Source organism: Gordonia sp. LMA484 (assembly GCF_058129505.1).
Window position 1 is genome coordinate 2,861,887 of sequence record NZ_CM176700.1, and the last position, 14,525, is coordinate 2,876,411.

12 protein-coding genes are annotated in these 14,525 nt (G+C 66.6%); 3 read left to right on the forward strand and 9 right to left on the reverse strand.

Annotated features, from left to right (window positions below; translation table 11 throughout):
- Positions 1-7 precede the first annotated feature (7 nt).
- The 7 genes from AC4AMJ_RS12585 to AC4AMJ_RS12615 all read right to left on the reverse strand — a co-directional run bounded on the left by AC4AMJ_RS12585 (position 8) and on the right by AC4AMJ_RS12615 (position 8,805).
- The gene (locus AC4AMJ_RS12585) at positions 8-1,948 is read right to left on the reverse strand and encodes a ribonuclease J (RefSeq protein ID WP_489894724.1); all 1,941 of its coding nucleotides are present in this window, start codon (positions 1,946-1,948) and stop codon (positions 8-10) included.
- Positions 1,945-2,853, reverse strand: coding sequence for a 4-hydroxy-tetrahydrodipicolinate synthase (gene dapA, locus AC4AMJ_RS12590; RefSeq protein WP_489894722.1), 909 nt, complete (start codon positions 2,851-2,853; stop codon positions 1,945-1,947). The genes AC4AMJ_RS12585 and dapA overlap by 4 nt, the downstream gene beginning before the upstream one ends.
- Positions 2,854-2,915: 62 nt before the next feature.
- Positions 2,916-3,668 carry an FAD-dependent thymidylate synthase gene (thyX, locus tag AC4AMJ_RS12595; RefSeq protein WP_489894720.1) on the reverse strand — a complete coding sequence of 251 codons (753 nt, stop codon included), beginning with the start codon at positions 3,666-3,668 and terminating at the stop codon, positions 2,916-2,918.
- Positions 3,669-3,758: 90 nt separating this feature from the next.
- Positions 3,759-4,541, reverse strand: a complete 783-nt coding sequence (locus AC4AMJ_RS12600) for a DUF427 domain-containing protein (RefSeq protein WP_489918191.1) — start codon at positions 4,539-4,541, stop codon at positions 3,759-3,761.
- Between the two features lie 432 nt (positions 4,542-4,973).
- Positions 4,974-6,404 (reverse strand): IS607 family element RNA-guided endonuclease TnpB, encoded by a 1,431-nt coding sequence (gene tnpB / locus AC4AMJ_RS12605; RefSeq protein ID WP_489918192.1) that lies wholly within the window; start codon positions 6,402-6,404, stop codon positions 4,974-4,976.
- A complete protein-coding gene (locus tag AC4AMJ_RS12610; RefSeq protein WP_489918193.1) occupies positions 6,404-6,979 on the reverse strand; it encodes an IS607 family transposase in 576 nt (191 codons plus the stop codon). Before AC4AMJ_RS12610 ends, tnpB begins: the two co-directional genes overlap by 1 nt.
- 59 nt (positions 6,980-7,038) lie before the next feature.
- Complete coding sequence (locus tag AC4AMJ_RS12615; protein WP_489918194.1) at positions 7,039-8,805, reverse strand: HNH endonuclease signature motif containing protein; 1,767 nt, start codon at positions 8,803-8,805, stop codon at positions 7,039-7,041.
- Between the two features lie 495 nt (positions 8,806-9,300).
- On the opposite strand from AC4AMJ_RS12615, the gene AC4AMJ_RS12620 reads away from it, so the two are divergent.
- A complete protein-coding gene (locus AC4AMJ_RS12620; RefSeq protein WP_489918195.1) occupies positions 9,301-10,989 on the forward strand; it encodes an alkaline phosphatase D family protein in 1,689 nt (562 codons plus the stop codon).
- A 122-nt stretch (positions 10,990-11,111) separates the two neighbouring features.
- Positions 11,112-11,885, forward strand: a complete 774-nt coding sequence (locus tag AC4AMJ_RS12625; protein WP_489918196.1) for a tyrosine-protein phosphatase — start codon at positions 11,112-11,114, stop codon at positions 11,883-11,885.
- A gap of 70 nt (positions 11,886-11,955) precedes the next feature.
- On the opposite strand, the gene AC4AMJ_RS12630 is transcribed toward AC4AMJ_RS12625, so the two are convergent.
- Positions 11,956-12,720 (reverse strand): HAD-IIB family hydrolase, encoded by a 765-nt coding sequence (locus AC4AMJ_RS12630; protein ID WP_489918197.1) that lies wholly within the window; start codon positions 12,718-12,720, stop codon positions 11,956-11,958.
- A 90-nt stretch (positions 12,721-12,810) separates the two neighbouring features.
- Positions 12,811-13,401 (reverse strand): TetR/AcrR family transcriptional regulator, encoded by a 591-nt coding sequence (locus AC4AMJ_RS12635; protein ID WP_489894708.1) that lies wholly within the window; start codon positions 13,399-13,401, stop codon positions 12,811-12,813.
- A gap of 103 nt (positions 13,402-13,504) precedes the next feature.
- Between AC4AMJ_RS12635 and AC4AMJ_RS12640 the strand changes: the two genes are divergently transcribed.
- The gene (locus tag AC4AMJ_RS12640; RefSeq protein ID WP_489918198.1) at positions 13,505-14,521 is read left to right on the forward strand and encodes an NADP-dependent oxidoreductase; all 1,017 of its coding nucleotides are present in this window, start codon (positions 13,505-13,507) and stop codon (positions 14,519-14,521) included.
- Positions 14,522-14,525 lie beyond the last annotated feature (4 nt).

Here is a 14,525-nt window from a genome sequence, read left to right on the forward strand (position 1 = left end):
GAGCCGCTCAGGCGCCGACAGCGAGCACGGTCGGCACGATCATCGGGCGACGGCGATACGTGTCGGCGACCCACCGTCCGACAACCCGACGAATGGTCTGCGCGATCCGGTGCGCGTCCGTCACGCCTTCGGCGGCCAACGCATCCAGCGCCTGATCGACGAGGTCCGCTGCCGCCTTCAAGGCGTCGGGATCGTCGGAGAATCCGCGTCCGGAGACCTCCGGCGCGCTGACCGCTCGTCCGGTGGCCGCATCGATGGCGATGGTGATGGCGATGAACCCGCCCTCACCGAGCACGAGTCGCTCCGAGAGGGTCGATTCGCCGACGTCACCGACGGACAGACCGTCGACGTACACGTGGCCGACGGGAACCCGGCCGACGATCTCCGCGCGGCCGTCGACGAGGTCGACGACCACGCCGTCCTCGGCCAGCACGACCCGGTCCTCGGCGACCCCGGTCGCCACCGCCAGCGCGGCGTTGGCCCGCAGGTGCCGCCACTCTCCGTGCACCGGCATCACATTCGACGGACGAACAGCGTTGTAGAGATACAGCAATTCGCCGGCCGACGCATGTCCGGAGACATGCACCTTGGCACTCTGCTGCGTGATGACCGTGGCGCCTCGCTTCGCGAGCCCGTTGACCACCGCGAACACCGAGTTCTCGTTGCCCGGGATCAGTGACGACGCCAGCACCACCAGGTCGTCGGCGCGGATGTTGATCTGCCGATGCTCGCCGCGGGCCATCCGCGACAGGGCGGACAGCGGTTCTCCCTGGGAGCCGGTCGAGATCAGCACGAGCCGGTGGTCGGGCAGCGTCGCGGCGGTGTCGAGGTCGACGAGTACACCGTCGGGCACCGTGAGGTAGCCGAGATCCTGGGCGATCTGCATGTTGCGCACCATTGACCGCCCGACGAAGCAGATGCGCCGGTTGTGCGCGTCGGCAACGTCGACGATCTGCTGGATGCGGTGCACGTGGCTTGCGAAGGACGCCACGATCACTCGCTGTTTGGCGCGTCCGATCACCTGATCGAGGACTCCCCCGATCTCGCGTTCGGGCGTGACGAAGCCGGGGACCTCGGCGTTGGTCGAGTCGACCAGGAACAGATCGACACCCTCGTCGCCGAGCCGGCTGAATCCCGCGAGATCGGTGAGTCGGCCGTCGAGCGGGAGCTGGTCGAGCTTGATGTCGCCGGTGTGGAGCACGGTGCCGGCCCCGGTTCGGATCGCGACCGCGATCGCATCCGGGATGGAATGGTTGACGGCGAAGTACTCACACTCGAACGGCCCGTGGGTGGTGCGTTCGCCTTCGGTGACCTGTATCAGCTTCGGCCGCAGGCGATGCTCGCGGCACTTCGCCTCGACCAGCGCCAGCGTGAACTTGGACCCGATCACAGGGATGTCACTGCGCAGTCGCAGCAAGAACGGGATCGCACCGATGTGATCCTCGTGACCGTGCGTGAGGATGATCGCGTCGACGTCGTCCATCCGGTCTTCGATGTAGGTGAAGTCGGGCAGGATCAGGTCCACGCCGGGCTGGGCATCCTCGGGGAACAGGACGCCGCAGTCGACGATCAGGAGGCGACCGCCGTACTCGAAAACCGTCATGTTGCGGCCGATTTCGCCGATTCCGCCGAGCGCGACGATGCGCAGCCCGTTCCGCGGCGCGCGGCGCGGGGTGCCCAGCCGGTCGACGGCGGGCACGGTTGCCGCACTCTGGTTTCCCCGACCGCGGTTGTCACCGCGGCGCCGTTCATGGCGGCCGCCACCCGAACGTGCCGCGGCAGGCTGTGGCCGATCCGGTCGTGTCGCAGCGTGTTTGGCGTCTTGCGACTGCTCTTTGGGCTGCTTCGGCGGCGTGTCCCGGGCGGTGTTCTCGGTCGGTTGTTCCGGGGGCGTTGCCGGGGGGCCGGCCTGGCGACGGGCACTGCGGCGACGGCGGGGTTCGGTCATCGGTCCAACACACCTGCTGCCCGCAGATCGGCGATGAGCGCCTCGATCTGAGGACCGTCGGCAGGCACCTGGGGTAACCGTGGATGACCGACGTCGAACCCGAGGATGCGCAGCGATGCCTTGACCATGGTCACCCCGCCGAGCCGGCCCATCGCGTTGACCAGCGGCAGCATCGACGTGTTGATGTCGCGCGCGGTGACCACGTCACCCTTGTCGAAGGCGATCTGCATGTCCCGCAACCGGTCTGCGACAAGGTGTCCGATCACGCTGACGAAACCGGTCGCGCCGACCGACAGCCACGGCAGGTTCAGGGCATCCTCACCGGACAAGTACTCGAGATCGGTGGAAGCGATGATCCCGGCGGCCGAATGCAGGTCGCCCTTGGCGTCCTTCACAGCCTTGATCCGTGGATGTTCGGCGAGTGCGAGCATGGTCTCGTTGGCGACGGGAACCACCGAGCGTCCGGGGATGTCATAGACCATCACCGGCAGGTCGGTCGCATCGGCGATCGTCCGGAAGTGGGCGAGCACACCGGCTTGCGGGGGCTTGGAGTAGTACGGGGTCACCACCAGCAGTCCGTGGGCGCCGATCTTCTCCGCCTCGATGGAGAACCGGACGCTCTCGGCGGTGTCGTAGCTGCCGGCGCCCTGGGTGATGCGGGCGCGGTCGCCCACGGCGTCCAGCACGACACGCAGCAGGTCCAGTTTCTCGGGCACCGTTGTGGTCGGCGACTCACCGGTCGTGCCGGACACGATCAGTCCGTCGCACCCCTTCGACACCAGGTGATCGGCCAGTTCTGCGGCCTTGTCCAGATCCAGCGCACCGTCCGATGTGAACGGAGTCACCATGGCGACGCCGATGGTCCCGAACGGGTGTGTGTGCAGCTGGTCTGCGCCTGCGGTCATGGTGCTCAAGGCTACCTGCTCCATAGTGCGCTGACGCATACGGGCGGACTGTGTCGCGCCGGTCAGCCTTCGAGCACAAAAGGCGAGGTCGCGACCTCGGTTCCGTCTGAGAGGGTGCCGATCTCGAAGTCTCCGAAGACCGTCGGCGCAACCCGCATCAGTTGCCGTAGGCACTCGACCGCGAGTTGACGGATCTCGACGTCGGCGTGCTCGGTGGCGCGCATGCCGACGAAGTGGCGCCAGGCCCGATAATTGCCGGTCACGACGATTTTGGTCTCGGTGGCGTTGGGCAGCACCGACCGCGCCGCCTGTCGCGCCTGCTTGCGGCGCAGGATCGCGTTCGGGACGTCGGCGAACTTGGCCTCCAACGCGTCGAGCAGCTCGCTGTAGGCCTTGCGGCTCGCATCGGTGGCCTCGGCGAAGAGCGCCTCGAGTTCGGTGTCACCACGGATCGCCGGTGGCGCGACCACATTGGAGTCGTGCTCGGGGACGAAGCGTTGAGACAGCTGCGAGTACGAGAAGTGCCGATGCCGGATCAGCTCATGGGTGCAGGACCGCGAGATACCGGTGATGTAGAAGGTCACCGACGCGTGCTCGAGGAGCGACAGGTGCCCTACCTCGAGGATGTGGCGCAGATATCCGGCGTTGGTGGCCGTCCGCGGATTCGGCTTGTCCCAGCTCTGGTAGCACGCCCGACCGGAGAATTCGACCAGCGCTTCACCGCCGTCGGCGTCGGTACTCCACTCGACGTCCGGCGGCGGGGTGAACTCGGTCGCAGCCACCATCTGCACCTTCAGCGGTACCAACTCGGACAACGGTCCTCCTCACCTCCAGCGCCGCAGGGCCCCGTCTTCTCGCCGGGACGGCTCCGTCGATTGTCCACCAGCCGCACCGGACCGTGTCGGTCACCCTGCCGGGTGGACCGTGACGTCGACGCGATGGTCGTAGAAGCAGATCAGATCGCGCACGGGTTCGCCATCCGGAAGCGGGTGCGGGTAGCTCCACGCGACGTCGGACTCGACATGCCCGTCGACCGCCACCGACCAATACCTGGCGTGGCCTTTGTATGCACACGTTGTGGTCGTCTCGCTCGGAACAAGCAGATCCATCCGGACATCCTCACGCGGAATGTAGTGCCGCGGGGGTAGGTGGGTCTCGAGTAGCAGTGTCGGCCGCTGGCTGTCCGCGATCACGGTCCCTCCCACCCGGACCACGACATGCCTGCTGGTTGACAGACAGTCGATCCGCTTGAACGGGTCGTGCGGATGGGCGAGCGCCACCTGTTCCTCGTCCCGCCATTCGTCGAAGGCATCCCAGTCGAGGACGATGTGGTCGGCCAGATCGGGATCTTCTGGACTGAAACCGGCTTCGGCGAGTACTCGGGCCGGTGTCTGGATGTCCCAGGCAGTGCCCGGACACGTGTGGATCGAAAAAGCATTGTCGGGTGTGAGGATGGGCGGCCGGTCGGTGGAGGGCGTGATGGGAACCGGGTTCATCGCCCGCCCGTCCAGATCTGTGGCCGGTACGGCGTAGTACCCGACCACCCGATCCGGTTCCCACACGAGAATCGCGTTGTGCGAGTCGACGATCGTGTCGCCGTCGACGAATGCACGCACGCGTCGATGCATCGCCGCCCAGCGCAGCGAGTGCAACCGGGACATCGTCAGTTCGTCCATCGAGGTCGCCATGGTAGAGATCGTGCTCCGATGAGGCTCGGCGCGCCAGACCCGGCGTGCGCCGAACCCCTCCGACGCCCACTTCGATCCGCGAGGAACGAGCCACGTGACGGACCCTTCGTGACGGTCCTCTGCCGCCGCTCCGGACCTCCTTAGGGATCGCCGAAATCCCTAGGCGTCACTCCGGGGCGGCGCCCTGTGGCGCGCGCTTGCGAGCGTCACCACCCGTGCCATGAGGAGCCTCCGAGCCTGCCAGCGTCACCACCCGGCCCCTGAGGAGCCTCCGAGCCTGCGAGGATGCGCCCGCGCTGGGCCCGTCACCGCGGATACGTGACAAGCACTTGCCCGGTGACCGGGTTCCGCCAGGCGATGGTGCGGTCGGTGTTCATGGTCGGTATCCACATCCGTTGCCTGTTGGTGAGCAAAGGTGAGTGTGCTCGTTCATCAGGCAGCCTCGCCTTGCGGTGAGGCGCTTCCGTTACCGGATTCAGGTTTCATCGCCACCAGCGCCGCCGGAGCGGTCGTCTTACGGTCGGCTCCACCATTGTCGAAGCAGGCACTGTGCTCCGCTCGCGCATAGCGTGCGAGGTTGATTGCGGCGTTGAGATCACGATCGATCTGCAACCCGCAGTCGCCGTTACTGCACTGGTAGAGGCGTTCTGACAGGGCCAGTTTGGTTTTCACTGACCCGCAGCCAGAACACGTCTTCGAGCTTGGATACCACCGATCGACTCGCACGCATGTCGAGCCGTACCAGCCGGTCTTGTAGTCGAGCTGCCCGAAGAACTCACCGAGCCCGGCATCAGCGATCGAACGATTCAACCCGCGTTTGCGGGCACTACCGGCGGCCATCATGTTCTTCACCGCGAGCGTCTCGGTACCGATCACCTCGAACGACTGCGCCAACCGGGTGGTGAGTTTGTGGAGTCGGTCACGCCGCAGGGTCGCGACCCGCGCGTGCTCGCGGGCGAGCTGCTGTTGGGTACGCCGCCACCCGGCCGACGGCTCCTGCCGGGGCGTACCTGCGGGGTCGTCCCACGGGCCCTGCTGGCGGGCCGCTTTGCGGTGCAACGCCCGCAACCGCCGCCCGGCATGGCAGAGTTCCTTCGGTGCCCGAACCCGCATCACCTCCCTGCCCTCCGGGGTCGCGGCGACAACAAGGTCTTTCACCCCCAGATCGATCCCGACCACCGGTGCGACCAGCTTGACGTGTGGGGGCCGCTGCACGGCGCGGGCGACGACACAGGTGAAGCTGACCAGCCACCGGCCGCGCTCGAATCGCACTGTGGCCCGGAGAATCCGTGCCGTACCCGATTCCAGGCGCCGCGCGAGCTTGCGAGTCGACTCATGGACCCGGACAGCGCCGAGTTTGGGCAACCTCACGTGATGGCGGTCAGGCTCGACGCGGATTGCGCCGGTGGTGAAGGTGAACGTGCGGGTCGACCGTTTCGATTTAAACGACGCGAACCCCACACGCGCACCACCACGGGCGCCTTGTCGGCTGGCATCGAAGTTCGCCAACGCCTCCGATAGGTTCCTGCACGCCCCGGCGTAGGCCTCCTTCGAGTTCACCGGCCACCACGGCAACCCGTCCTCGTCGAGGGCCACCTGGTGCTTGCGGCGGTTGAACTCATTCCGCAATGACTGGAACGACCACCTCAGCGACGGGGTCAGGTCCTCAGGAGCGATCCCGTAGGACTTCTCGGCCTCCCGCTGCGACAGATTCGCCTTCACCGCCCGCAGCATCGTGTTGTATGCGAACCGCGCACCACCAGCATGCGACTCCAACACCCCGACCTGCCCATCGGACGGATCGAGTGCGTACTGGTACGCCTGTAGCACATGCCCGTCCGGAATCTGGAACCTCACGGCCATCACACAGCCCACGCGTCGGGTTGCTTCGCCGCGGCGACCGCCCGCATGGCCCGGTTGCGTGCTCCTCGCCGCCCGTACAGGCGGGCACACATCGACGCCAGGACCTCGATCATGTCGCGGACCAGATCATCGTCACTCTCGCCGTCGTCGGCCACCACAATACGACGGCCCTGCACCGACAATGCAGCGTCGAGGTGCTCGACCCCGAACCGCGCCAGACGGTCCCTGTGCCCCACGATCACCACTGTTGCAGACGGGTCCGACAACACCCGCCGAATCTTCGGCCGCTTGCCATTCAAGCCCGAGCCGACCTCGGACACGACCTCGCCAACCGTGTGCCCATTGACCGTGGCCCACTCACTCACCCACGCGACCTGCCGGTCCAGATCAGCCCGCTGGTCATGCCAGGACACCCGCGCACACACAACAGCCCGACCAACAGGCTCGGTGACCGAAGTCACCACCCACATCGTCCCCGACCCCAACCGCCGAGCAGGAACCGGCATACAACCCTCACGAAACCACCGATACGCCGTCCACCGATGAACACCCTGCGACCGCGCCCACACAGCCAACTACACACGCCAACAAATACACACCTTCGATCACGTCTACTCACAAACCAACGAACTGTTCAGAACCCCAGGTGTTTGCGCTGATGATCGGGCCGACACAACGGCACCAGGTTCTCGGGCACGGTCCAGCCACCGGCGAGCGGCTCGCCGGGCCGAAACTTCACCAGATGGTCGAGCTCGCATTCGTGAGCAGGTCGGCCGCAGAACGGGTATCGACAGTACAGATCCGACAGCAGAATCTGCTCACGCAACCTCGCCGACGGCGCATAGGTGAGCGCTCCCGGCGACGGCAGGTCGTGCCCGCCATGCCCGCACGGATCCACCGGTGGCGCCGGCCCGCGCTCACCAACCACGATCAGCCCGGATGGGCGGCGATTCTGGTTGTCCGGCAGGGTGATCACGGTGGCCCGATCGGCGAGGTCGGTCGCCTTGGCAGGGTCGATCATCCCGTAGCCACGCAGTCGGGGCACCTCTTCGCCGACCGGATCCAGCACCAACGTCCACGGCGCCGGCGCAGGGCTGACCGCGGGGTCCGCTTCGTGATCTTGGTTCGCCTCGGAATCGGTTGCGGGGCAATGGTCCGGCGCGCCGTCCTCGACTGTGCTGCCGTCGACTGAATCGCCGCCATCCGCTGAATCGTCGCGCTCGGGTGAATCATCGATCCCGGCAGGCTCATCTGCTTCGATCGTGCCGCCACCGTCAGCGCAGTCATCACGGTCGGGTGACCCGCCACTATCGGGCACATCGTCGCCGGCTCCATCGCCGTCGCCGTCGGGTGCGGGGGGCTGGGACGGACCGGTCGGCCCACAGCTAGGACCGGCCGGACCGCCGCCGGCCGGGCAGTCGTCGTCGCCACACCGACACGTCAGCCGCACACCGGGGACACTGATGAGTTCGGCCAACGCGTCGACCCGCTGTTGACCCAGCGTGCGCGGATCGCGCCGACACACCAGCGCACGCAGCAACGCCGCGATCCCCTCACGTAGAAACACCCCGTACTCGGCCGGCACACAGGCGTCGATATTGGCGTGCCCGGAACTGTCATTGGTCACGGTCACGTTCTGCCACGCCCGCCCGAACTCCCTGCGTGCTTCGGCCGCCCCCTCCGGATCCAGCCCGATCGCCACCCCGGCCAACTCATCGCGCAACACCGTGTCCGTCGTCGGACGCGCCCCATACTTCAGAGCAATGTCCTCCACATCAGTGACCGGCTCGGCGGTGTCAGCCGGATCGGACGTGTCAGCCGGATCGGACGTGTCAGCCGGATCAGAGGTGTCAGCCGGATCGGACGTGTCGGCCGGATCGGACGTCGCAGGCTCGGCGTCGATGTCGGTGTCGATGCCGGTGTCGGTGTCGGTGGCAGAGTCGTCGTCACCGCCACCTGAGCCCGCGGTGTCCGTGTCGGGAGTCGAATCGTGTTGTGTGACATCGGGTGCCGCTTCGACAAAATGCACCAACTCCGACAACCGATTGGTGCTGTAATCACCGTCGAGATACGCCATCCGCAGCTTCGGCCGATGCTGCAACGCCGACCCCAACCGATACCATTTGCCGGCCTTGGTCCGCGACAACCCCAACTGCAGCGAGATCTCCCCCACCGCCGCCTTCTCCGCATGACGACGCACCTTCATCTGCGCGCGCGGACCCAACGCCACCATCAGATCGTCATGCACCTGCTCACCGATCCGAAAGGCCAACAACAACGCCCGCGCCTGCGCTTGACGACTCAACCGCAACGCAGCACACGCCTCGGCCACCAGATCCGCCGACCCGGCCGACGACATAACCAAATCATCAGCAACCGAATCAGAATAAGAGAACACCACACCCCCCTTCGTGACGCTCGCACACGCAATACAGACCGACAGGACGACAACATCAGCCCGTCATCAGAAACCACAGATCGGAATCCACCGACAAGACCTGGCGCCTGCGCGGCAGTTGCCTCGTCGGCCGATCATCTGTCCGGCAATCCATTCCGGATCTCTCTACGATCCGGCCCACTTGGTGGTGGTCGTGACGGCTCGACTCGGGAACCCGCACCGCCGACGCGAAGAGTGATCCGTTGCGGCTGCCGGCGAACCTCGGCCGACCTGACCGTCGACCGTGATCGCCGACAGAGGTCGCGGTCGTCGACAGCCGACGGCAGGTGAACGTTCGGCGACCAGACGGCAAAGCGCCAGCGCGGCCGAGCGGACCCATGATGCAGGCGCTCGCTTCCACCGCTTCGTATGCCGCATGATGATCGGCGATGTGTCAGCAGCCACCGGCACTCAGGCCATAGGCTCCAGAGAACCGGTGACCACAGATTCGGGGGATTCATGTCCGCTCATCCAGACCGCCCGCAGGGCCCGCGGGCGGGCACTCCCCGCCGGGCCTTCCTGCGCTCCGGCATCGCCGCCACCGGCGCGGCACTGCCGGTCGTCGTGGCCGGTCGTGCCACGGCCGCTCCGAGAAGAGCTGAGCAGGTGTTCGCGCACGGCGTGGCGTCCGGCGACCCCCTGCCCGACGGAGTCATCCTCTGGACACGCGTGACGCCCACCGCGGCGGCGCAACCGGGTTCGGGGCTGGGACCCGCCACCGATGTGGCCTGGGAGATCGCACGCGACACGTCGTTCACACAGATCGCCGCCTCGGGAACCGTCTCGACCTCGGCCGCGTCCGACCACACGGTGAAGGTCGACGTCACCGGGTTGGCGCCCGACACACGGTACGCGTACCGATTCCGAAGCCAGTCGGGATCTGCGGCGGGCGCCGTCTCCGCCGTGGGACATACCCGCACCGCACCGGCAGCCGGCGCCGAGATCTCCCGGGTGCGCTTCGGCGTGGTTTCCTGTTCCAACTGGGAGGCCGGCTATTTCGCCGCCTACCGCCACCTGCGGGCACACCGCGACCTCGCCGCCATCGTCCACCTCGGCGACTACTTCTACGAGTACGAAACCGGTGGTTACACCGGTAAGTCCGGCACCGTCCGGCGTGTCGAACCGGCCAATGAGACGGTGACGCTGCGCGACTACCGAATTCGGCATGGCACGTACAAGACCGATCCCGACCTCGTCGAGTTGCATCGGCTGCTCCCGTGGATCTGCACCTGGGATGACCACGAATCCGCCAACGACTCGTGGGCCGGCGGCGCGGAGAACCATGACCCGAGCGAGGGACCGTGGACTGCCCGCAAGGCCGCGTCGGAGAGAGCCTACTTCGAGTGGATGCCGGTGCGTCCCGACGCCGTGGGCAACGGTCGACACCTCTACCGCCGACTCCGTTATGGTCGGCTGCTCGAACTGTCGATGCTCGACCTGCGCACCTACCGCGACCGGCAGGTGTCGGCCACCTCGCGGCGCATCGACGACCCACGGCGCAGTATCACCGGTGCCGACCAGATGCGTTGGCTCACTGGTGGTCTGACGTCGTCGACAACACGCTGGCAGATCGTCGGCAACCCGGTGATGATCTCGCCTGTGCTCATCCCGCCACTCGATCCCCGGAACACCGCGGCGCTCACCGAGATGCTCGGATTGCCTGCAGCCGGGGTGCCGTACAACGCCGACCAGTGGGACGGCTACACCGCCGACCGGCGACGACTCCTCCGACAGATTCGCGACCATGGCGTCGACAACGTGGTCTTCATCACCGGCGACATCCACTCCTCCTGGGCCTGCGACATACCGGTTGACGCGGCCGACTATCCCGCCGCCGGATCAGTGGCCACCGAGCTGGTGGTGCCGTCGGTGACGTCATCCAACATCGACGACATCCTCAAGGTGCCCGAGCACACCGTCGGCAATGCGGTACCCGCGGCGATCATGACGGCCAACCGCCACGTTCGATGGAACGACTTCGATGCACACGGATACGCAGTGCTCACGGTGACGCCCGCCGCGGCCCAGATGGACTGGTACTTCCTCGCCGACAAGACCGACCCGCAGACAGCCCGCTACCACGCCCGATCCTTCCGCGTGAGGTCGGGAACCCAACGCGTACAGTCAGTCGCCGGTCCGGTCGACTGACACCTCCGACCACGATGTCGACCGGCACGTCGTCCGCGTCGGCTCGTCGCACCACGTTTCCACAGCACGAAAGGTCCGAGATGAACCGTTCTCGCCACGCCCACCCCGTCACCCGACGTCTCATGGGTACCGTTACCGCCCTTGTGGTCGTCGGTGCTCCCACGGTGGCAACGACCACGCTCGCCCCGGCATCGGCGGTCCCGACACAGACGATCCCCGCACCAGCGGCGTTCGACCTCGCCGGCACCCAGAACACCCGCACGTTCACCGCCTACCGCACCGTGGACGGGCATGCGATCAACGGGCGGGTGATCCGTAGCGACAACCTGACGTCGATCACGTCGGCCGATCAGGCGAAACTGGCGGCCGCGCACGTGACGTCGATCGTCGACTTCCGCACCCAGATCGAACGCGCACTCCAACCGGATCGTACGGTGGCAGGGGCGACCCTGAAGTCCTTCGACGTCCTGGGCTCGCAGCCACCCACGAGCCTGTTCGACATGAATGCGTCCTATCGCGCGTTCGTCACAGACCCGGCCGCACGCCAGGCGTTCCGGAAGACCCTGCTGGACATCGAGATCACCGCCGCCAAGGGCGACACCGTTCTCTACCACTGCTCCGCCGGCAAGGACCGCACCGGTTGGGCATCGGCGGTCCTGCTCACCATCCTGGGAGTCGACCGTGCCACCGTCGAACAGGATTATCTCGCCAGCAACACATTTCGCCACAGCACCACGAACGATCCGCTCAACGGCGTGAACATCTCGTGGCTGCGGGCGTCGTTCGCCGCCGCCGAGTCGACCTATGGCAGGTTCGACGGTTATGTGCGAAAGGGATTGGGCCTCACCCAGTCCGACATCGAGGCGCTGAAGGCAGGGCTACTCGTCCGCCCGTAGGACCGACGGGGTCGGCATCGTCGGCGCCACCCTGTACCGACGACCGGTCCCCCGTCACCGAAGCGGGTGGTCAGCCGTCGACGATCGCCGACAACTTCGCGTAAGTGTCCTTCCACCCGTCGACGGCGATCGACTCGATGCCGAGATCCTTCACCGGACGGTCGTTGCCGCCCTCGTCGAGCCGGTCGCCGAAGAAGAGGATGTCGTCGACGCCGAGCCCGAGGATGTCCATCAGCTTCCGGGCGCCGTATGCCTTGTCGATGCCCTTCCTGGTCACGTCGACGGATGTGGAACCACCGCTGCGCACCTCGAGATCAGGCAGGCGTTCGGCACCGTACGCGCGCAGGGCCTCCTTCTTCGCGCCATCCGGATCCCAGGCCGCCTTCGCGTCGACCGGCGCCGACTGGCCGAGCGCACTGAAGGTGATCTGGCTGCCCCGGTCCTCCAGGATCGGGCCCCAGGTCTTCGCCTCCCACAAGCCGAGTTCCTTCGCACCTGTTTCGAGGACCTCGAGGGTGCGCTTCTTCTCCTCGTCGGTCAGGTATTCGGCGTAGACGGTCTCCCACTCGCTGCCCGACCATCGCACGTACTGGGTGCCGCACGTGGGCATCAGATGCAGGTTTCCGATGGCGTCGAACTCCCCGAGCCGCGCGAGAACCTGAGTGTCGAACTGCTCGAACCGGCCTCCGGAGATGATGCAGCCCAGGCTGCGGTCGAGCATGCGGCGCATGAGAGCGAGCATGTCGTCGGCCATCGGGCTCTTGGACGGCGCCAGGGTGTCGTCGAGATCGAACATCACCAAGCGGTAGTCCTTGTCCTGATACGAAACCGCCATCTCAGCCTCCTGTCGGATACGTCCGCCTTCGCGTGTCGCACACGAGCATGTCATCCCGACGAGGCGGCCGCGTCGCTGGGTTGACCGGCGTCAACACCCGTCGACGGCGACAGCGGCCGCGGTCACGTCAAGCAGGCGGAGCGCCTCTGCGATGTTCACCCGGGCCAGCGTCATCGCGGCGATGACAGCGCCGGCAATCGACGACGAACGTGCGGCCACCGCCTCGCCGTCGGCCTCCGGGAATCGTGCCCGGACACCGGCGGTGAGCGCCTCGATCAGTTCGGCGTGATAGGCGGCGATCACATCCCGGACCGCGCGGTCGTCGCCGAGCGAGGTGGCCGCGGTCCCGACGAGCAGGCATCCGGTCGGCTCACCACCCTCGTCACCCAGGACAGACATCGCGTGCGCGAGGCCGGTGAGATAGTCGCCGAGCGCTTCGGGAGCCACCGCGTCGGCCCGAAAGGGGCGCAGGCGTGGACGGACGACGATGTCGAGATAGTCCTGTACCGCGACATCGAACAGACCTCGCATGCTCCCGAACGCGTTGTAGAGGCTGGACCGGGACAATCCGGTGGCCTGTTCCACATCGGCCACCGATACCGCGTCGAAACCCCTCTTCCAGAAGAGATTCCGCGCAGCGGCGACGACCTCGGCGGTGTCGTACCCCGGTCTGCGACCCATGCTCACCTCCGTGCGTGGCCTCGTTGGTTGTGTCGTGGTCGAGTATAGCCGTATTGTGTAACGATCAGTTCAAAATACTGACCGATCGACCCGAAAGGCAGTGATGTCTCAGACCAGCACCCAGATCCAGCTCGTGAACCGGCCGACCGGCTGGCCCAGCTCCGAGGACTTCCGCACGGTCGAGGTCGAGTACGGCGAACTCGAGCCCGGCCAGGTCCGTGTGGTCAACGAGTTCATCTCGGTGGACCCCTACATGCGCGGTCGGATGGTCGACGCCCGCAGCTACATACCGCCGTTCGTACTCGACGAGACCATGACCGGCGGTGCCGTCGGTCGGGTCGTCGAGACCACCGTCGACAGCCTCCCGGTCGGAGCCCTGGTGACCCACCAGTACGGCTGGCGTGATGTGGTGCAGGAGGACGCCGGCGGTTTCCGTACTCTCCCGGAGCCACCCGCGGGCGTTTCGACGTCGGTCTATCTGGGCATGCTCGGCATGACCGGCCTGACCGCGTACGTCGGGCTGTTGACCATCGCCGGGATGCGGCCGGGTGACACCGTCTTCATCTCGGGCGCCGCAGGCGCGGTCGGTACCGCAGCCGGTCAGATCGCCCGCCTCAAGGGCGCCAAGCGGGTCATCGGTTCAGCCGGCTCGGCCAAGAAGGTCGCCCTGCTCACCGACCGCTACGGTTACGACACGGCCTTCAACTACAAGGACGAACCGTCGGTTCGCAAACAGCTGCGCGAGGCCGCACCGGACGGGATCGACGTCTACTTCGACAACGTCGGCGGCGATCATCTCGAGGCGGCACTCGACTCCTTCAACGACGGCGGACGGGCGGCCCTGTGCGGTGCGATCGCGCAGTACAACAGCACGACCCCCACGCCGGGGCCGCGGAACATGGCGAACATCATCACCCGCGGCCTGACGCTGACCGGGTTCACCATCGGCCGTCACTTCGACAAGCTCGGCGAGTTCACCGAGACGATGAGTCAGTGGTTTGCCGCCGGCGATGTGGTGCACGACGAGACCGTGGTGGACGGCATCGACAATGCGGTCGACGCGTTCCTCGGCCTGATGCGTGGCGAGAACACCGGCAAGATGGTCGTACGCATCGCCTGAGCGG